The 18,997-nt window shown below is 72.7% G+C and carries 17 protein-coding genes; 8 read left to right on the forward strand and 9 right to left on the reverse strand.

From position 1 onward, the window contains the following. Nucleotides 1–3 precede the first annotated feature (3 nt). Nucleotides 4–888, reverse strand: coding sequence for an LLM class flavin-dependent oxidoreductase (locus tag EKG83_RS00640; protein ID WP_033435114.1), 885 nt, complete (start codon nucleotides 886–888; stop codon nucleotides 4–6). Between the two features lie 34 nt (nucleotides 889–922). Between EKG83_RS00640 and EKG83_RS00645 the strand changes: the two genes are divergently transcribed. Then, nucleotides 923–1,747: an HAD family hydrolase gene (locus EKG83_RS00645; protein WP_033435113.1), complete on the forward strand. Its 825-nt coding sequence runs from the start codon at nucleotides 923–925 to the stop codon at nucleotides 1,745–1,747. A gap of 68 nt (nucleotides 1,748–1,815) precedes the next feature. Next, nucleotides 1,816–2,751 carry an NAD-dependent epimerase/dehydratase family protein gene (locus tag EKG83_RS00650; RefSeq protein ID WP_033435112.1) on the forward strand — a complete coding sequence of 312 codons (936 nt, stop codon included), beginning with the start codon at nucleotides 1,816–1,818 and terminating at the stop codon, nucleotides 2,749–2,751. A gap of 55 nt (nucleotides 2,752–2,806) precedes the next feature. Here the strand turns inward: EKG83_RS00650 and EKG83_RS00655 are convergent, their stop codons facing one another. From EKG83_RS00655 to EKG83_RS00680, 6 genes are read right to left on the reverse strand one after another with little or no spacing between them, the layout of a single operon-like run. After that, the gene (locus EKG83_RS00655) at nucleotides 2,807–3,379 is read right to left on the reverse strand and encodes an acyltransferase (protein ID WP_033435111.1); all 573 of its coding nucleotides are present in this window, start codon (nucleotides 3,377–3,379) and stop codon (nucleotides 2,807–2,809) included. Continuing rightward, the gene (locus EKG83_RS00660) at nucleotides 3,376–4,491 is read right to left on the reverse strand and encodes a DegT/DnrJ/EryC1/StrS family aminotransferase (RefSeq protein WP_033435110.1); all 1,116 of its coding nucleotides are present in this window, start codon (nucleotides 4,489–4,491) and stop codon (nucleotides 3,376–3,378) included. Before EKG83_RS00660 ends, EKG83_RS00655 begins: the two co-directional genes overlap by 4 nt. 4 nt (nucleotides 4,492–4,495) lie before the next feature. After that, nucleotides 4,496–5,185 carry an acetyltransferase gene (locus EKG83_RS00665; protein ID WP_033435109.1) on the reverse strand — a complete coding sequence of 230 codons (690 nt, stop codon included), beginning with the start codon at nucleotides 5,183–5,185 and terminating at the stop codon, nucleotides 4,496–4,498. Continuing rightward, complete coding sequence (locus EKG83_RS00670) at nucleotides 5,182–6,315, reverse strand: DegT/DnrJ/EryC1/StrS family aminotransferase (RefSeq protein ID WP_211269287.1); 1,134 nt, start codon at nucleotides 6,313–6,315, stop codon at nucleotides 5,182–5,184. The genes EKG83_RS00665 and EKG83_RS00670 overlap by 4 nt, the downstream gene beginning before the upstream one ends. Beyond that, complete coding sequence (locus EKG83_RS00675) at nucleotides 6,312–7,274, reverse strand: SDR family NAD(P)-dependent oxidoreductase (RefSeq protein WP_153277816.1); 963 nt, start codon at nucleotides 7,272–7,274, stop codon at nucleotides 6,312–6,314. Before EKG83_RS00675 ends, EKG83_RS00670 begins: the two co-directional genes overlap by 4 nt. Beyond that, nucleotides 7,274–8,299, reverse strand: a complete 1,026-nt coding sequence (locus EKG83_RS00680) for a Gfo/Idh/MocA family protein (RefSeq protein WP_033435108.1) — start codon at nucleotides 8,297–8,299, stop codon at nucleotides 7,274–7,276. Before EKG83_RS00680 ends, EKG83_RS00675 begins: the two co-directional genes overlap by 1 nt. Before the next feature lie 173 nt (nucleotides 8,300–8,472). Between EKG83_RS00680 and EKG83_RS00685 the strand changes: the two genes are divergently transcribed. From EKG83_RS00685 to EKG83_RS00695, 3 genes are read left to right on the forward strand one after another with little or no spacing between them, the layout of a single operon-like run. Next, a complete protein-coding gene (locus EKG83_RS00685) occupies nucleotides 8,473–9,159 on the forward strand; it encodes a glycosyltransferase family 2 protein (RefSeq protein ID WP_033435107.1) in 687 nt (228 codons plus the stop codon). Next, nucleotides 9,156–9,542 carry a DUF2304 domain-containing protein gene (locus EKG83_RS00690; RefSeq protein WP_051766885.1) on the forward strand — a complete coding sequence of 129 codons (387 nt, stop codon included), beginning with the start codon at nucleotides 9,156–9,158 and terminating at the stop codon, nucleotides 9,540–9,542. The genes EKG83_RS00685 and EKG83_RS00690 overlap by 4 nt, the downstream gene beginning before the upstream one ends. Continuing rightward, a complete protein-coding gene (locus EKG83_RS00695; protein ID WP_051766884.1) occupies nucleotides 9,539–10,426 on the forward strand; it encodes a glycosyltransferase family 2 protein in 888 nt (295 codons plus the stop codon). Before EKG83_RS00690 ends, EKG83_RS00695 begins: the two co-directional genes overlap by 4 nt. A gap of 53 nt (nucleotides 10,427–10,479) precedes the next feature. Here EKG83_RS00695 and EKG83_RS00700 read toward each other — a convergent pair whose 3' ends face one another. Together EKG83_RS00700 and EKG83_RS00705 are read right to left on the reverse strand one after the other, a co-directional pair. Then, entirely contained in the window at nucleotides 10,480–11,769 is a 1,290-nt protein-coding gene (locus EKG83_RS00700; protein WP_153277817.1) for a lipopolysaccharide biosynthesis protein, read from the reverse strand. A 56-nt stretch (nucleotides 11,770–11,825) separates the two neighbouring features. Next, complete coding sequence (locus EKG83_RS00705) at nucleotides 11,826–13,820, reverse strand: DUF6541 family protein (RefSeq protein ID WP_033435105.1); 1,995 nt, start codon at nucleotides 13,818–13,820, stop codon at nucleotides 11,826–11,828. A gap of 180 nt (nucleotides 13,821–14,000) precedes the next feature. Between EKG83_RS00705 and glf the strand changes: the two genes are divergently transcribed. The 3 genes from glf (at nucleotide 14,001) to EKG83_RS00720 (ending at nucleotide 18,991) form a co-directional block, all read left to right on the forward strand. After that, nucleotides 14,001–15,188 (forward strand): UDP-galactopyranose mutase, encoded by a 1,188-nt coding sequence (glf, locus tag EKG83_RS00710; RefSeq protein ID WP_033435104.1) that lies wholly within the window; start codon nucleotides 14,001–14,003, stop codon nucleotides 15,186–15,188. A gap of 7 nt (nucleotides 15,189–15,195) precedes the next feature. Next, a complete protein-coding gene (locus tag EKG83_RS00715; protein ID WP_033435103.1) occupies nucleotides 15,196–17,067 on the forward strand; it encodes a glycosyltransferase in 1,872 nt (623 codons plus the stop codon). A 67-nt stretch (nucleotides 17,068–17,134) separates the two neighbouring features. Then, nucleotides 17,135–18,991 (forward strand): glycosyltransferase, encoded by a 1,857-nt coding sequence (locus EKG83_RS00720; RefSeq protein WP_051766883.1) that lies wholly within the window; start codon nucleotides 17,135–17,137, stop codon nucleotides 18,989–18,991. Nucleotides 18,992–18,997 lie beyond the last annotated feature (6 nt).

Genomic DNA, 18,997 nt, shown 5'->3' on the forward strand with positions numbered 1-18,997 from the left:
CGGTCAGCCCGGCCGGTTGCCCACCAGCTCCGGCAGCACGTCGGCCGCGACGCGCTCCAGCACGGCCTCGCTGCCCGCGTACACGCCCTCCGCGCGCGGCCAGTGCGAGATCAGGTCGGTGAAGCCCAGCGCCCGGGCCCGGCCGACGACCTCGCGGAACCGCTCCACGCTGGTCATCGAGTACACCGGGCACGAGTCGGCGTTGAGGTGGAAGTCGACGGTGTGGTGGGCGCGGCCGATCGCGTCCAGCTCGTCCCGGAACCGCCGGGCCATCCGCTCGACGCCCGCCCACCACTCGGCGTCGTCGTCGGTCTCCGGTCCCGTGGTGACCCAGCCGGTGCCGTACCTCGCGGCCACCGCCATCGCCTTCGGCCCGTTCGCGGCCACCACGAACGGCAGCCGGGGCCGCTGCACGCAGCCGGGGTGGCCGCGGGCCTCCCGGGCCTCGTAGTACTCGCCCCGGAAGGTGGTGCGCTCCCGGGTCAGCAGCTGGTCCAGGAGTGTGACGAACTCCTCGAAGCGCCCCTGGCGCGACCGGGGCGCCGTGTCGCCCATCACCTGTGTGTCGTACCCCATGCCGCCGGCCCCGACGCCGAGGGTGAAGCGGCCGTCGGAGATGTCGTCGAGGGCCGTCAGCTCCCGCGCGAACGGCACGGGGTGGCGGAAGTTCGGCGAGGCCACGAGCGTGCCGAGCCTGATCCGCTCGGTCACCGCGGCGGCCGCCGCCAGCAGCGGGACCGCGCCGAACCACGGCCCGTCGACGAGCGACCGCCACCCCACGTGGTCATAGGTCCACGCGTGGTGGAAGCCGTACTCCTCGGCGGCCTTCCACTTGTGTTCAGCCCACCACCAGCGGTGTTCGGGCAGGATCACGATCCCGGTGCGCACGCCGCGACCGTATCCGACGAGGCACGATGGGTGCGTGCAGAGACCTTCGCTCGTGGCATCAGACGTCGACGGCACCCTGTTGGACCCCCTCGGCCGGGTCAGCCCGCGCACCGCCGAGGTGGTCGGCCGCGTGCTGGCCGCGGACGTCCCGTTCGTGCTGGCCACCGGCCGCCCGCCGCGCTGGGTGCCGGAGGTGGCGGACGCGACGGGGCTGACCGGGTACGCGGTCTGCTCCAACGGCGCCGTGCTCTACGACATCGGCGCCGACCGCGTCGTGTCGGCCGAGCTGCTGACCCCCGTGCAGCTGCACGACCTGGCCGCCGTGCTGGACGAGGCGCTGCCCGGCTGCTCGATGGCGTCCGAGCGGGTGGCCGACGGCGTGCGCGACGGCGCGCCGGTCGACGCCGAGTTCATCTCCGACGAGCACTACCTGCACCCGTGGGACGAGGGCGCGCAGCCGCTGCCCGGCCACCAGCGGGCCCAGCTGCTCGGCCTGCCCGCGGTGAAGCTGCTGGTCCGGCACCCGCGCATGACCTCGGAGGAGATGGCGCTGGCGGTCGGGCCGCTGGTCGGCGACCGGGTGGCGATGACGTACTCGACCAACGAGGGCCTGCTGGAGTTCGCCGCGCCCGGTGTGAGCAAGGCCACCGGGCTGGCGGCGGTGGCGGAGCGGCTGGGCGTGCCCGCGTCCGGGGTGCTGGCGTTCGGCGACATGCCCAACGACGTGCCGATGCTCGCGTGGGCCGGGCACGGGGTCGCGATGGGCAACGCCCACCCCGACGCGAAGGCGGCCGCCGCCGAGGTCACCGCGGCCAACGCCGACGACGGTGTGGCGCTCGTCCTGGAGCGCTGGTTCTGAAGCGGTGCCGGTCGGACCGGCGCCTAGGCTGTTCCCACAGGCACCCCACGTTGAGGAGACGTTTTCTCGTGCGCGCACTTGTGACCGGCGGCGCCGGTTTCATCGGCTCCACCCTGGTCGACCGGCTGCTGCGGGACGGCCACGAGGTCCGGGTCGTGGACGACCTGAGCCGCGGCACGCGGACCGCGCCCGCCGACCCGGCCGCCGCCGACCGGTACTCGTTCTCGCGGGTCGACATCACCTCGTCCGAGCTGGTCGACGTGGTCGGCGAGTTCGCCCCCGAGGTGGTGTTCCACCTGGCCGCGCAGATCGACGTGCGGGTCTCGGTGGCCGAGCCGCTGCTGGACGCGACCAAGAACGTGCTGGGCACGGTCAACCTGGCGGAGGCCGCGCGCCGCGCCGGGGCCCGCAAGGTCGTGTTCGCCTCGTCCGGCGGGTCGATCTACGGCACGCCCGACGAGCTGCCGGTGTCGGAGGCCGTGCCGATCAACCCGAAGTCGCCGTACGCGGCGTCCAAGGTCTCCGGCGAGGTCTACCTCAACACCTACCGGCAGCTCTACGGCCTGGAGTGCACGCACCTGGCGCTGGCCAACGTGTACGGGCCGCGGCAGGACCCGCACGGCGAGGCGGGCGTGGTGGCGATCTTCGCCTCCGCGCTGCTGGCCGGCCGCCCCACCAAGGTCTTCGGCGACGGCGGCAACACCCGCGACTACGTCTACGTGGAGGACGTGGTGTCGGCGTTCGTCGCGGCGTCCGGCGAGGCCGGTGGCGGCAAGCGCTACAACATCGGCACGGGCCACCAGGTCTCGGACCGCGAGCTGCACACCCTGGTCGCCAAGGCCGCCGGGGCGGCGGACGCGCCCGAGCACGCGCCGGCCCGGCTGGGCGACCTGCGCGCGTCGGCGCTCGACGCCTCCGCCGCGGCCCGCGACCTGGGCTGGACGCCGCGGGTGGACATCGAGACCGGGGTCCGCAACACCGTGGAGTACTTCCGCACCGCCTGAACGGCGACGGCCCCGTCCCCGGGTCGCCGGGGACGGGGCCGCGCGGGTCCGCCGGCTAGCCCTTCGCCGCGAGGCCCTCGGACTCCGAGACCAGCTCGTACTCCTTGCCGCACGCGGGGCAGCGCAGGTCGTCGTCCAGGCGGGTGGCGCAGCGGCACACCCAGCCCTTCCGCCGCGCCGGGTTGCCCACCGCGAACGCGTGCGCGGGCACGTCGGCGGTGACGACCGAGCCGGCGCCGACGAACGCGTCGTGGCCGATCGTCGTCCCGCACACCACGACCACGCCCGCGCCGAGCGTCGCGCCCTCGCGCACCAGCGTGGGCAGCAGCTGGTCCGCGCCCAGCTTCTGGTGCGCCCGCGGCCGCATGTCGTTGGTGAACACCGCGTTCGGCCCGAGGAACACGTTGTCCTCGCACGTCACGCCGTTGTAGACCAGCACGTTGTTCTTCACCGTGACGTTGTCGCCGAGCACGGCCTCGTTCTCGACGAACGCGCCGTCGCAGATGTTGCAGTCCCGGCCCACGCGGGCGCCCGGGAGCACGTGCGCGAACGCCCAGACGCGGGTGCCCTCGCCCACGGTCTCGCTCTCGCACAGCCCCTTGGGGTGGACGAACACGCCGGTGCTCACCGCACCGCCTCGGCCAGCACCTCGACCACGCGCTCCTGCTGCCCGCGGGTGATGCCCGGGTACATCGGCAGGCTCAGGATCTCGCCCGCCACCCGCTCCGCGTTCGGGAACGAGCCCTCGCCGAGCGCGTCGGACGCGAACGGCGCGGCCAGGTGGATCGGGGTCGGGTAGTGGATCGCGCCGCCCACGCCGTTGTCCTGGAGGTGCTTGAGCACCCGGTCGCGCTCGGCCACCCGCACCACGTACAGGTGCCACACGTGCTCGTTGCCCTCCAGCACCTTCGGCGGCACGACGCCCTCGACGCCCGCCAGCAGCTCGCCGTAGTAGTCGGCGGCGGCCCGGCGCAGCTCGTTCCAGGCGTCCAGGCGGCGCAGCTTCGCCGACAGCACCACGGCCTGGATCGTGTCCAGGCGGCTGTTGAAGCCCAGGTGGCTGTGCACGTACTTCTGCAGCGAGCCGTGCTGGCCCAGCAGCCGCACGGCGGTGGCCAGCTCCTCGTCGTTCGTGGTGACGCCGCCCGCGTCGCCGTACGCGCCGAGGTTCTTGCCGGGGTAGAAGCTGGTGCCCGCGAGGTGGCCGAGCGAGCCGGACACGGCGCCGTTGCGGCGGGCGCCCTGCGACTGCGCGGCGTCCTCGACGAGGAACACGCCCTGCTCGTCGCACGCGGCCTTCAGCTCCTCCACCGGCGCCATCTGGCCGTAGAGGTGCACGGGCAGCACGGCCTTGGTGCGCTCGGTGAACGCCGCCAGCGCCGCCTTGGTGTCGATCAGGTACGTGTCCGGGTCGCAGTCCACGAACACCGGGGTGGCGCCGGTGCGGGCCACGGCCTCGGCGGTGGCGATGAACGAGTTCGTCGGCAGCACGCACTCGTCGCCGGGGCCCACGCCGACCGCGCGCAGGGCCAGCTCCAGGGCGTCGGTGCCGTTCGCCACGCCGACGCAGTGGGCGACACCGCTGTACTCGGCGTACGCGCGCTCGAACTCGCCGACGGCGGGGCCGCCCACGAACGCGGTCCGCTCCAGGACGGCCGCCCAGCCGGCGGCCACCTCCTCGGCGACCTCGGCGTGCTGGTACTTCAGGTCGACGGGCGGGATCGGGGCCGGGTTGGTCATGTGCTCATCCTCGTGAGATCGCTTGGGGACCGCTGGACTGGTCGAGCGCCCGCAGGCGCCGGGCGGGGTTGCCCGCCCACACCTCGAACGGGGGAACGTCGGTGAGCACGACCGCGCCCATGCCGACGAGGGCGCCCGCCCCGACGGAGAGCCCCTCCCGGACCAGCGCGCCGCTGCCCAGGTAGGCGGCCTCGCCCACCGAAACACCGCCGGCCAGGGCGACCCGCGCGGCGAAGGTGACGTGGTCGGCGACCGAGTCGTCGTGCGTGATGGTCACGTGCGGCATGACCACCACGTGCGAGCCGATCACCTGGGGCGCCGTCACCGCGACGAACGCGAGCAGCACCGACCCGGCGCCGACCTCGACGCCGGGCGCGACGCTCGCCAGGGGGTGGACGACCGTGGCGTACCGCTCCGCGGGCAGGCCGAGCCGCGCGGCGACCTGCCGGCGGCCGGCCTGGTTGCGGGCGCTCGCGACGCACAGGACGACCTGGGCGTCGGGGTGGTCGGCCACGGCGTCCGCCGGGCCGAGCACCGGCACGCCGTCCACCAGGTCGCCGTGCCGCGCCGGGTTGTCGTCCAGCATGCCCAGGACGTCCCAGGTCGGCGTGGCGGAGTTGACCGCGGCGACCGCGGCCAGCACCTCCCGCGCCAGCCCGCCCGCGCCGACGAGCAGCAGCGGACGAGCCGTCACCTCGTCCCCCGGAGGGCGTCGACCAGCCCGGACACCACGGTGTCCTGCTCGGCCTCGGTCATCTGGTGGTAGAGCGGCAGGATGATCGAGCGCCGGGTCAGGTGCTCGGTCACCGGCAGGTCCGCCTTCGGCGCGTCGGCGTAGGCGGGCTCCAGGTGCGAGGCCATGATGCCGCGGCGGCCCGACACGCCCCGCGCCTGCAGCGCGGTCAGCACGTCGACGGAGGTGCCGGCGTAGTCGTCCGGCAGCACCACCCAGAACGACTGGTAGTTGGTCGTGCCGTACTCGGGGTCGGCCACGCAGCGCAGGCCGTCCACCTCGCCCAGCAGCTTGTGGTAGCGCCCGGCCAGCTCCCGGCGCCGGGCGATGACGTCCGGCAGCTTGCGCAGCTGGATCAGGCCGACGGCGGCCTGCATGTCGGTCATCCGGAAGTTGAAGCCGACCTCCTCGTACGCCTCCAGCTTCACGCTGCCCTGCGCGTGGCGGTCCGCCGCGGACACGCTCATGCCGTGCTCGCGCAGCTTGCGCAGCCGGGTCGCCCACTCGGCGTCCTCCGCCGTCACCATGCCGCCCTCACCGGTGGTGAGCAGCTTGCGGGGGTGGAACGACCAGGCGGCCAGGGCGGCGCCGGAGCTGACCGGCCGGCCGCGGTAGGTGGAGCCGGCCGCGCACGCGGAGTCGTGCACCAGCGGGATGCCCCGCCGGTCGCACAGCGCCCGCACCGCGTCCACGTCGAACGGCACGCCGCCCTGGTGGACGGCGATGACGGCGGTGGTGCGCGGGGTGATGACCGCGTCGAGCGTCTCCGGCGTCACGTTGCCCGTGGCCGGGTCGACGTCGGCGAACACCGGGGTCGCGCCCACGTACTTCGCCGCGTTGGCGGTGGCGATGAACGAGAACGACGGCACCACGACCTCGTCGCCGGGGCCGACGCCGAGCAGGTGCAGCGCCAGGTGCAGGCCGGTGGTGCAGTTCGACACCGCGATGCCGTGGCCGGCGCCCGCGTACCCCGCGAACGCCTGCTCGAACTCGGCCACCCGCGGGCCCTGGGCCACCCAGCCGGAGCGGACGACCTCGGCCGCGGCCAGGGCCTCCTCCTCGCCGAGGAAGGGCTTGATGACGGGGATCAACGCTGCGTCCTCCACCACTGGACGAGGTCCCGCAGGCCCTCTTCCAGGGAGATCGTGGGCTTCCAGCCGAGGTCGCGCTCGGCGGCGGAGATGTCGGCCAGCCGGCGGGTCACCGAGTTCACCGAGCGGGCCGGGCCGAACTCCAGCGGCAGGGTGGAGCCCATCACCCGCTGGAGGGCCTCGGCCAGCTCCAGCAGCGACGTCTCGGTCGCGGTGGCGATGTTGTAGACGGTGTCGGTGACGTCCGCCTGCGCGGCCAGGATGTTGGCGCGCGCGATGTCGCGCACGTCCACGAAGTCCATGGTCTGCAGGCCGTCGCCCAGGATCAGCGGCGACTGGCCGTCGGCGATGCGCTCCATCCAGCGGATGAGCACCTCGGTGTACTTGCCGTGGGCGTCCATGCGCGGGCCGTAGACGTTGAAGTAGCGCAGCGCCACGTAGTCCAGGTCGTGCATGGCCTTGAAGCTGCGCAGCATGCCCTCGTTGAACGCCTTGGCCGCGCCGTAGAACGTGTCGTTGTTGTACGGGTGGTGGCGCTCGGTGGTCGGGAACTCCTCGGCCAGGCCGTACACCGACGCGGTGGAGGAGGCGACGACCTTCTTCACGCCGGCCTCGACGGACGCCTCGATGATGTTGAAGGTGCCGTCGACCAGCACCTCCAGCGCCACGCGGGGCTCGGCGGCGCAGCGCGTGATGCGCAGCGCGGCGAGGTGGAACACCAGGTCCGCGCCCTCGATCGTCTTCTTCACGAGCGGGATGTCGCGGATGTCACCCTCGACGAGCTTCACCCGTTCGGGGGCCCGCTCCAGGGCCTCGGCGATGTTGTCCACCCGGCCGCGGCTCAGGTCGTCGATCACGACGACCTCGCGCGCGCCGGCGTCCAACAGCTGGTCGACGACGTGCGAGCCGATCGTGCCGGCGCCGCCCGTCACCACGGCCCGCTGGTCGTTCAGGTCCATCAGAGAGTTCCTCCGTTCACGTCCGCGAGCGGCACGAACGTGCCACCCGCGGCAAGGCTGGCCGACGCGGCCTCCAACTGGGCCAGCACGCGCAGGCCGGCGCGCCCGTCGGTGAGCGGCGCCCGCTTCTCCAGGATCGACGCGGCGAACTCCGCCATTACCCCGCGCAGCGCCTCGCCGCCCTGGAGGGCGGGGGCGACCATGTCGCCGATGCGGTACGAGACCCGCAGGCTCTCGTCGTCGGGGCGGTCCACGCCGCGGTCGTACACGGCCAGCGGCTGCGTCGGGTCGAGGTCGTTCCACACGGCCGTGCGGTTGGAGCCGCCGACGATCATCGTGCGGATCTTGGTGGGGGACAGCCAGTTCACGTGGGCGTGCGCGATGGCACCGTTGGACAGCTGCACCGAGAGGTACGCCACACAGGCGCGGCCGACCCGCACCGGGTCCGACCCGTGCGCGGCCACGGCGACCGGCGTCACGCCGGCGGGCAGGATCGAGTCGAGGATGGACAGGTCGTGCGGGGCGAGGTCCCACAGCACGTCGATGTCCGGCTGCACCAGGCCGAGGTTGATCCGCACCGAGTCGATGTACTGGATGTCGCCCAGCTCACCCGCGTGCACCAGCTCGCGCAGCCGCCGCACCACCGGCGTGTAGCAGAACGTGTGGTCGAGCATGAGGGTCAGCCCGCGCTCCTCGGCGAGCTCGACCAGCTTGAGCCCGTCCGCGTAGTTCGCGGCCAGCGGCTTCTCCACCAGCACGTGCTTGCCGGCCTCCAGCGCGGCCTGCGCGACCGGGAGGTGCGTGGCCGCGGGCGTCGCGACCGCGACCGCCTCGACCTCGGGGTCCGCCAGGACCTCGTCCAACGACGACGTCGCCCGCACCGTGCTGTAGCGGCCGAGGACGGCCTTGGCGCGCTCCACGTCGAGGTCGCAGAGGGTCACGAGTCGCAGGTCCGGGGTCGCCTGGATGTTGCGGACCAGGTTCGGCCCCCAGTAACCGGCGCCGATGACGGCCACACCAACCATCGGGATCCTTCCGGGTTGATTCGGATCGGTCAGCACTGCCCCGCCTGCGGCTCGGACTGCCGACCAGGTGCCGGGGGGCGGCTGGGAACTACCCGAGGCAGTGTAGTTGGCCGGGGCTGCAGTACTCTCCGAGCACCTTCACCCGCCTCTGACGTGGTATCTGGAGACCTCTTGTGACCGACTGGTCGGAAGTGTGGCTGATCGTCCCGGTCTACAACGAGGGACAGGTCATCGCGGACGTCGTCCGCCACGCGCGCCAGACGTTCCCGAACATCGTGTGCGTCGACGACGGCAGCAAGGACGACTCCGCCGAGGGCATCCGCGCGGGCGGCGCGCACCTCGTGCAGCACCCGGTCAACCTGGGCCAGGGCGCCGCGATCCAGACGGGCGTCGAGTACGCCCGCCGCCAGCCGGGCGCCGAGTACTTCGTCACCTTCGACGCCGACGGCCAGCACCGCGTCGAGGACGTGCTGTCGATGCTGGAGCGGCTGCGGTCGGAGCCGGTCGACATCGTGGTGGGCACCCGCTTCCACGGCCGCAGCGAGAACATCCCGTGGATCAAGCGGTTCGTGCTCAAGACGGTCGTCATGCTCAGCCGCCGCACCCGCAGGCTGGGCCTGACCGACGCGCACAACGGCCTGCGGGTGTTCAACCGCACCGTGGCCGAGCAGCTGGACATCACCCTCAACGGCATGGGCCACGCGTCGGAGATCGTGGAGATGATCGACCACCGCAAGTGGCGCGTGGTCGAGGAGCCGGTGACCATCCTCTACACCGAGTACTCCATGGCCAAGGGCCAGTCGCTCATCAACGGGGTCAACATCCTGTTCGACACCATGCTCAAGAGCAAGGCGCGATGATCATGCTGATCCAGTACGTCCTCGTCCTGTTCTCGATCGCCCTGCTGGTGCTGTTCCTGCGCAAGCGGGGCACCACGAAGTCCGCGGCCGGGGTGAAGCTCGCCTTCCTGCTGTTCGTCGCGTTCGGCATCTACGCGGTGCTGCGGCCGGGCGACGTGACCGTGGTGGCCGGCTGGCTCGGCGTCGGCCGCGGCACCGACCTGCTGCTGTACGCGCTGGTCGTGGTGTTCACCTTCGCCACGCTCAACGTCTACCTGAGGTTCAAGGAGCTGGAGCTGCGCTACGCCCGGCTCGCCCGGTCCATCGCGCTGCGCAACGCCGAGCCGCCGCACCACGCCGAACCGCACCGCCACCCCGTCCCCTCGACCCCCGAGCAGCCGTGAGCATCCACTTCGTCGTCCCCTACTACCTCGACCCGCGCTTCCTGGTGGAGCTGGTCGACAGCGTGCGCGCGCAGACCAGCGACCGCTGGCGCCTGACGATCGTCGACGACCGGTACCCCGACACCACCGCCGAGGAGTACGTCCGCGGCCTCGGCGACCCGCGCATCGAGTACGTGCGCAACGAGCGGAACCTCGGCGCCACCGGCAACGTGTGCAAGTGCATGACGCTGGGCAAGGAGGAGTACCTGGTCGTCATGGGCGCCGACGACGCGCTGGAGCCCCGGTACGTCGAGGTGGTGCTGGAGGCGTTCCGGCGCCACCCGGACGCCGTCATGGTGCACCCCGGCGTGGTCGTCGTCGACGGGCAGGGCAGGCCGACCGACAGCCTGGCCGACCGGATCAAGCGGATGGCGGCCCGCTCGGCCTGGAAGCACGCCGAGCTGGACGGCCCGGCCGCCGCGACGAGCCTGATGAACGGCAACTGGCTGTACGTGCCGGCGATGGCGTTCCGCAACGACGCCGTGCCGAGGATCAAGCGGCTCGGCGAGTTCGGCTCCATCGCCGACCTGGCCTGGTGCATCGACATGCTCATCGGCGGCGGCACCCTGGCGCTCGACCAGACCCCGGTGTTCCGGTACCGGCGGCACGCGGAGAGCCACTCGTCCCTCGGCGCGAAGAACGTGCAGCGCTTCGACGAGGAGCAGCGCTACTACGCGGCGGCGGCCGAGCAGCTGGAGGAGGCGGGCTGGCACAAGGCCGCGCGCGCGGCGAAGTTCCACCTGCTGTGCCGCGGGCACATCACCAAGTCGGCGCTGGACGCCGCGGTGGCCCGCGACCTGAAGCTGGCGAAGTCCCTGGTCGAACGCGCGGTCCGGCGCGTCTGAACGACCCGCGCGGCACCGGGCGGCCACCCCCGCGGGTGGCCGCCCGTCCGCGTTCAGGGGGTCGGGCGGGGCGTTTCCGCGGGTTCCCCGGCCCGCATGCCCCGCAGGGCCGTGCGCAGCCCCAGCAGGATGACCAGCATCGTCAGCGCCGGGCCGACCGCCTGCGCCAGCGCCGCCACGAACGGCGGGTCGCCCGGCAGCACCACCAGCGCCAGGGTCACCGCCGACCCGAGCGCCCAGCCGAGCGTCACCACGTTGTCCCGCCGCAGCGCCACCAGCGCGGGCTGGGCCGCGAACGCCCCGACCAGCACCACCGTGCTCAGCGCCAGCAGCAGCGTCACCGACGCGTCCGGGTCCACCGGCGCGCCCATGAACGTCCGCAGCACCCACGGCCCGAGCAGCGTGAACAGCACGGCGTACACCGCGCCGAACAGCGCCACCGCGCCGAACAGCAGCCGCATCCGCCGCGCCACGAACCCCCGGTCGCCCCTGGCCACGGCCGCGGTCAGGCTGGGCAGCAGCATCGTCTGGACGGGGAACAGCGCCATCAGCGGGATGCGGGCGACCACGACGGCCTGCCCGAACACCAGCGCCACCGCGCTGTCCAGCGGCAGCCGGGAGTTCACCGCCAGCGGGGCCAGGTTGGGCAGCAGCTGCGCCAGCAGGGTCGCCACGGCGAGCGTCACCAGCGCCCGGCCCACCGGCGGGGGCGCGACCTGCTCGCCGGTGTGCGCCCGCGGCAGCAGGGCCAGGCCCAGCACCGCGGCCACGACGGACGAGCCCAGGTAGGCCAGCCCGAACACCCAGGCGTCCCCGACCCCCAGCGCGACCAGCAGCAGGCACAGCGCGATCCGCACGCCGCCCTCGACGGTCAGCGTCGCGGCGTAGGCGCCGAACCGCTGGGTGCCCGCGAGCACGCCGCGCACCGCGCTCAGCGCGGCGATGATCACCGGGGTGGCCAGGATCTCGGCGAACAGCGCCCAGTCGCCGCCGAGCGTCCGGTCGACGGCGAACGGCGCCAGCAGCAGGAGCACGGCCGTGACCACGGCGACCAGCCCGGCGCCCGATCGGGCGACCCGGCGGATGACGGGCCCGAGGGAGTGGCCGGACGCGGTGGCGGTGCTCATCGCGCGGCTGGCCACCTGCTCCAGGGCGGCGAAGACGCCGGGCCCGATCACGTTCACCAGGAAGTACAGGACGACCGTCAGGTTGGCCTGGTCGGTGGCGAGCGTGTGCCCGGTCAGCGCCACGAACAGGTAGCCGGCCAGGCCGAACACACCGAGCCCGGCGACCATCTGGACGGGTGGGCTGATCAACCGGCGTGCGCTCATCGAGGTGGACACCCGACACACGGTAGGAGGGCGGGTGGGCGGGCCCGGCGACCGGGGTCGGGCACCGGTCAGCGCGACGACGTGCCGGGCCGCTCCTCGCAGTCGATCCGGTACAGCTTGACCGACCCGTCCCGGGCCACCAGCTCGAACGCCGGGTCCGAACCGGGGTCGGCCAGGCCGGGGTAGTCCTTGTTCCGGTTGTCGTGCGGCCAGAACGTGCGGTTGGCCACCAGCAGGTACTCCACGCCCAGCCGGTCGGCGGCGTGGCACACCTCGGGGTCGCGGCCGGCGTCGTCCAGGCTCCGGGCCAGCAGCCGCTGGTCCTCGCTCCAGGGGATGTCGGCGTGCGGGAACAGCGCCCGGCGGCCCACCTCCGCGAGCATCACGGCGCTGCCGTCCCACGGGTTGTTGGCCACCAGGGCGTCCTCGGGGACCCGCTCCTCCAGCTCGGGCAGGAACCCCTTCTCGACGTCGTCGACCAGCGTCGAGCCCGTCGGCACCGGCTCGACCCGGTAGGTGCCCGCCATCCACGCGGAGTTGTGCTCGACGTAGAAGAACCTGGTCAGCGGCGCGAGGACGAGCAGGACGAGCAGGCTCAGCACGAGCGGCGTGCGGACCAGCGCGAGCCGCGAGCCCGCCCGCGGCCGGTCCCCGAGCAGTCCGCCCAGCCGCTCCGCGAGCCGGGTGACGCCGAGGACCGCGAGCGGCACCGCGGCGATGGGGACCATCGCGGCCAGCCGGAACGAGTCGTTGTACCAGTACCCGGTGATGAACTGGGTGTCCGGCCGGTTGATCGCCGCGGTGAGCACGTAGAGGAGGCCGGAGCCGGCGAACGCGGCCACCAGCCAGCGGTTGGTCCGCGTCCGCCACGCCACCACCGCGCCGACCACGACCAGGACGGACAGCGCCCACAGCGCGGGCCGGCCGTTGGTCGCGTTGAGCAGCACCTCGCCGATCGCGCGGGCGGGCGTCTCGAACGGCGGCCAGTAGAAGGTGCGGACGCCCGCGAACGCCGGGGTCGTGGCCACGAAGCGCCACGCGCCCAGGAACACCAGCAGGAACGCGGCGACGCCCAGCGCGCCCCGGAGCGTGCGGCCCTCGCGGTGCCGCCGCACCGCCCACCGCAGCACGCTGGTGGCCATCGCGAACAGCGCGACCACCAGGAAGCTGAACACCGCGTTGGGGTGGGCGAAGCCGCAGGCCACGAGCACGAGCGGGGCCAGGACGAGGGCCCGGCGGCGCCCGATGACGTCCTCCCTGGCCAGCGACACGGCCGCCAGCACCATCGCCACGCCGGCCGGCGCCAGGCTCAGGCCCAGCAGGTTCGGCCACAGCACGCCGAAGCTCATCAGGCCCCAGGGGAACGCGGTGAACGCCACGGCCACCACGCCGGTGACGGCCATCGCGGCGGTGGAGGGGCCGACCACCTGCCGCACCAGCAGCATGCAGCTCAGCGACCACACCAGCATCGCGATGACCGCGGAGGTGAGGTTCGCGGCCACCGCGACCGGCGCGCCGGTGGTCAGCGAGACCAGCGAGGTCACGTCGTGCCAGGCCGCCGGGTAGAACACCGGCTGCGTGGCCGGGTTGCCGAGCGTGCCCATGGTCAGCGAGGAGGCGTCGCCGCTGTCCAGGACGTGGGCGATCGCGCTGTAGTGGAAGATCGCGTCGTAGGTCTGGGAGAGCTGGTCCGGTCGGCCCATGCCGTTGACCATCACGTACCAGCCGATGGCGACGGTGGGCACCAGGCCGAGGGCGGCGGCGATCAGCACCCGGCGGGGGTCGCTGCGGCGCGGCGGCGCGACCCGGTGCAGCGCCAGGGCCGCGATGCCGGCGACCGCCACCACGGCCGCGGTCGCGATCAGCACCACGACGGGGGACCACGGGATGCCGAGCCGGCCCGCCACCACCGCGGTGAAGGCGGTGATGAGGGTGCTGAAGGTCGGGGCCATGCCCCAGGCGGACAGGCCGCGCAGCCCGATGGCGTACGCGAGGGCCGCGCCGGGGCCGACCAGCCACCCCGCGGCGGCGAGCGCGACCGGCACCACCTCGAACCAGCTCATGTCCCTGCTACCCCGCTTCGACCGAGTAAGTGACGGGCGGCTCCACCGGCTGGTCGCGGTGCGACGCGCGTCCGCGCCGCAACGGCCGGACACGTGTGGTGAACCCCGGCGCAGTGTACGGAGCGGACTAGTGACGCCCGCCCGGAGGGCGCGACCCCGAGGGGACTACCCTGATGGGCCGTGAGCTTCGCAGGGTATGACCTGATCGTGGTCGGTTCCGGTTTCTACGGCCTGACCGTCGCCGAGCGCGTCGCCAGCCAGCTGGACAAGCGCGTCCTGGTGATCGAGCGCCGGTCGCACATCGGCGGCAACGCCTACTCGGAGGCCGAGCCGGAGACGGGCATCGAGGTGCACCGCTACGGGGCGCACCTCTTCCACACCTCCAACAAGCGGGTGTGGGACTACGTCAACCAGTTCACCGAGTTCACCGGCTACCAGCACCGCGTGTTCGCCATGCACGGCGGCCAGGCGTACCAGTTCCCGATGGGCCTGGGCCTGATCTCCCAGTTCGTGGGCCGCTACCTCAGCCCCGAGGAGGCCCGGGCGTGGGTGGCGGAGCAGGCCGCCGAGATCGACTCCAAGGACGCGAAGAACCTGGAGGAGAAGGCGATCTCGCTGATCGGCCGCCCGCTCTACGAGGCGTTCGTGCGCGACTACACCGCGAAGCAGTGGCAGACCGACCCGAAGGAGCTGCCCGCGGCGGTCATCAGCCGCCTGCCGGTGCGCTACACCTTCGACAACCGGTACTTCAACGACACCTACGAGGGCCTGCCCGTCGACGGCTACACCGCGTGGCTGGAGAAGATGGCCGACCACCCGAACATCGAGGTGCGGCTGGACACCGACTTCTTCGACGTGCGCGACGAGATCCCGGCCGGCACCCCGATCGTCTACACGGGCCCGGTCGACCGCTACTTCGACTACAGCGAGGGCTGGCTCGGCTGGCGCACGCTGGACTTCGAGCAGGAGGTCCTGCCGGTCGGGGACTTCCAGGGCACCCCGGTGATGAACTACAACGACGCCGACGTGCCCTACACTCGGATCCACGAGTTCCGCCACTTCCACCCGGAACGGGACTACCCCGCGGACCGCACGGTCATCGTCCGCGAGTACTCCCGCTCGGCCGAGAAGGACGACGAGCCCTACTACCCGATCAACACGCCCGAGGACCGCGCGAAGCTGGAGCGCTACCGGCAGCTGGCCAAGCAGGAGGCCGCCGAGCGCAACGTGGTCTTCGGTGGCAGGCTCGGCACGTACAAGTACCTGGACATGCACATGGCCATCGGTTCGGCGTTGACCGTGTTCGAGAACAAGATCGCCCCGCACCTGACCTCCGGTCGGGCGCTGGACGGTTCGCTGGAGGATTGAGTCGGACATGTCGGGCAACTCCCCGCTCGTCGAGCACGAGGCACCGGAGAGGCTGCTGGCCCAGCGCGGGCTGTTCGCGGGTCCGTCGCCGATCGTCTCGGAAGACCTCTACGCGGAGGTCTCCCGGGGCGTCGCCGACCGCGAGCGGCAGCGGCTGGTGCTGCACCCGCACGCCGCGGTGTCGATGAACACGTACTTCGGGCGCTTCCCGGCCACCTACTGGCAGCGGTGGTGCGTCAGCCCCGAGGTCGAGCTGAGCCTGGTGCTCACCGGCTCCGGGCAGGTCTCGGTCGTGGCCTCGGACGCCGAGGGGGAGCCCCGCACCGTCGCGGCGCGGTCCGTCGAGGGCGCCGAGGACGAGCTGGTCCGGCTCACCGCCAAGATCGACAAGTTCACCGACGGCGGCGGCCTGTGGTTCGACGTCTCCACCGGTGACGACCAGCTGGTGGTCGAGCAGGTCCGGTGGACCGTCGCGCCGCCCCGAAAGGTGCGCCCGACCGCGGTCGTCATCTGCACGTTCAACCGCGTCGAGGACTGCCTCAACACGATGGCCGCGCTGGCCTCCGACCGCGAGCCGCTGGACCTCGTCGACGCGATCTACGTCGTCGACCAGGGCAGCGACCCGGTGGAGTCCCGGCCGCGCTTCGCCGAGGTCGCCGCCCAGCTCGGCGACAAGCTGCGCTACGTCCGCCAGCCCAACCTCGGCGGCGCGGGCGGCTTCACCCGCGGCCTCTACGAGGTCACCGAGGTCGACGGCGCCGAGCACGCCAACGTGCTGTTCATGGACGACGACGTGCTGTGCGAGCCGGAGATCGTGGTCCGCACGACCGCGTTCGCCAACCGCACCGCCCAGCCGGTGATCGTCGGCGGCCAGATGCTGTACCTGCTGCACCCCAACCACCTGCACGTGGGCGCCGAGTACGCCAACCTCGACACGCTGGCCCCCGGCCAGGTCGTCGACGGTGCCCTGCACAACGCCGACCTCACCGGGTACGACGAGGAGACCGGCAAGAAGAACACGCAGGACCGCCGGGTGGACGCGGGCTACAACGGCTGGTGGTCGTGCCTGATCCCGTCCGAGATCGTCAAGGCGATCGGCTACCCGCTGCCGATGTTCTTCCAGTGGGACGACATCGAGTACGGCTACCGCGCGCGGGCCCACGGGTTCGCCACGGTCACCCTGCCCGGCGCCGGCGTCTGGCACGCGGACTTCCACTGGAAGGACTGGGACGACTGGCACCGGTACTTCAACCTGCGCAACGCCATGATCACCTCGGCGCTGCACAGCCGGTTCGAGCCCAAGCGCATCTGCCGGTCGATGGCGGCCCAGCTCGCCACCTACCTGGTGGCCATGCAGTACGGCCTGGCCGCCACCCAGCTCAAGGCCATCGAGGACTTCCTCAAGGGCCCGGAGATGCTGCACGACGGCGGCGTGCAGGCGGCCGCCGAGATCCGCAAGCTGCGCGCGGAGTACCCGGAGACGGTGCGCCACCCGGCGTCGGAGGTGCCCGGCATCCCCTCGGGCGACCTGCCGCTGGTCCCGGCGCCGCCCGCGCCGCGGCTGTTCGCGCCGGTGCTGGTCAAGCGGGTCATGTACCAGCTGCTGGGCAAGAACGTGCACGACGTCGGCGCGGTGACCGCCGGTGACGCGGCCTGGTGGCACGTGTCGCTGTTCAACACCGCGGTGGTGACCGACGCGTCCCAGGAGGGCGTGCGGGTCCGCCGCCGCGACCGCGAGCTGGCGATCCGCCTGGGCAGGGAAGGCGCCAGGCTCATCAAGGAGCTGTACAACCGGGCGCCCGAGCTGCAGCGCGAGTACCGCGCCGCGATGGGCGGGCTGACCAGCCGGGACAACTGGCGCCGGCTGTACGACCTGTGACCCCGTGATTCGCGGCGGGGCGGTCCCGGACGGGGCCGCCCCGCTTCCCGTATCGGAGGAAACCACTGTGGACGCGGTGCACCGGATCGTCCTGCCGAGGGACGACGACCCGCTCGACGTCCGGCCGCTGTACCTGGACGAGCCGGAGAACGTGCACTGCCAGGTGGGCTCCCGCCGCCTGCTGACGGTGCCGGAGCACGCCAAGGTGTCGTTCGCGACGTACTTCAACGCCTTCCCGGCGAGCTACTGGAAGCGCTGGACGGTCGTCGACGAGGTCGTGCTGCGCCTCCAGGTGCGCGGTTCCGGCCGGCTCGACGTGTACCGCTCCAAGCCGAGCGGCGACGTCGTGCACCTGGAGGGCGAGTTCGTCCGGGACGCGGCGGAGTGGACGGCGCTGGAGTTCCCGGTGTCGCTCAAGCCGTTCGAGGACGGCGGGCTGATCTGGTTCGACGCGTTCACCCACGAGGCGCCCCTGGAGATCCGGGACGCCGAGTGGGCGGTGCGGCAGCCGCTGCCGCGGAAGAAGGTCGCGGTCGCCATCACCACCATGCGCCCGCACGACGCGGTCGGCGCGCTGCGCGCCCTGGCGGGCGACCCGGCCGTGCTCGACGTGGTGGACAAGGTCTTCGTCGCCGACCAGGGCGCGGTGAAGGTGCGCTCGGTCGAGGGCTTCGCGGCGGCCGCCGCGGGCCTGGGCGACCGGCTGGAGGTCGTCGAGCAGGACAACCTGGGCGGGTCCGGCGGGTTCACCCGGGGCATGTTCGAGGCGATCGAGCACACCGACGCCGACCAGGTCATGCTCATGGACGACGACATCCGGCTGGAGCCGGAGGCGGTGCTGCGGTCCAACGCCTTCGCCAGGGCGGCGGCGTCGCCGGTCATCGTCGGCAGCCACATGCTGAACCTCCAGGCCCGCACCCGCATCCACAGCACCGCCGAGGTCGTGGACCTGGGCTCGTGCTTCTGGCGCGCCGCGCCGGGCGCGGTCACCGACCACGACTTCGCCACGTCGTCGCTGCGCGAGACGCCCGCGCTGCACGCCAGGGTCGACGCCACCTACAACGGCTGGTGGATGTGCCTGATCCCGCGCGAGGTGGTGGAGCGGACCGGCTATCCGCTGCCGCTGTTCATCAAGTGGGACGACGCCGAGTACTCGCTGCGGGCCCTGGAGCGCGGCTTCCCGACGGTGTCGCTGCCGGGTTCGGCGGTGTGGCACATGCCGTGGACCGACAAGAACGACTCGACGGACTGGCAGGCGTACTTCCACACCCGCAACCGCCTGGTGCTGGCCGCCCTGCACAGCCCGTACGACGTGCGGAACACGATCGTCAAGCACGGCCTGAAGCTGTCGCTGCGGCACCTGCTGTCCATGGAGTACTCGACGGTGGCGTTGCAGCAGAAGGCCGTCGAGGACTTCCTGGCGGGCCCCGAGGCGCTGTTCGACTCGCTGCGCACCGCGCTGCCGGAGGTGCGCCGCATCCGCGAGCGCTACAGCGACGCCCGGCGCCTGGAGTCGGCCCGCGAGGTCCCGCCGCCCACGTTCGACCTGGTGCGCGCGGAGGCCCTGCTCCAGCCGTCGCGGGGCAGGGCCGCGATCGCGGTGCGCGCGGCGAAGTCGGTGCTGCACAACCTGCGCCCGCCGCAGCCGGGGACGGCGGACCGCCCCCAGCTCAACGTGCCCGCCCTCAACGCCCGCTGGTTCCTGCTGGGCAACCTGGACAGCGCCACCGTGTCCGCCGCGGACGGCACGGGCGTGGCGTTCTACAAGCGCGACCCCGAGCAGTTCCGGGTGCTGATGGCCAGGGCGGTGCGGAACTACCGCAGGCTGGGCCGGGAGTGGCCGCGGCTGCGCGCCCGGTACCGGGAGGCGCTGCCCGACCTCACCTCCGCCGAGGGGTGGCGCAAGGTGTTCGAGAACGACTGACCGCGG

It is taken from the genome of Saccharothrix syringae, assembly GCF_009498035.1.
GTDB classification, from domain to species: Bacteria; Actinomycetota; Actinomycetes; order Mycobacteriales; family Pseudonocardiaceae; genus Actinosynnema; species Actinosynnema syringae.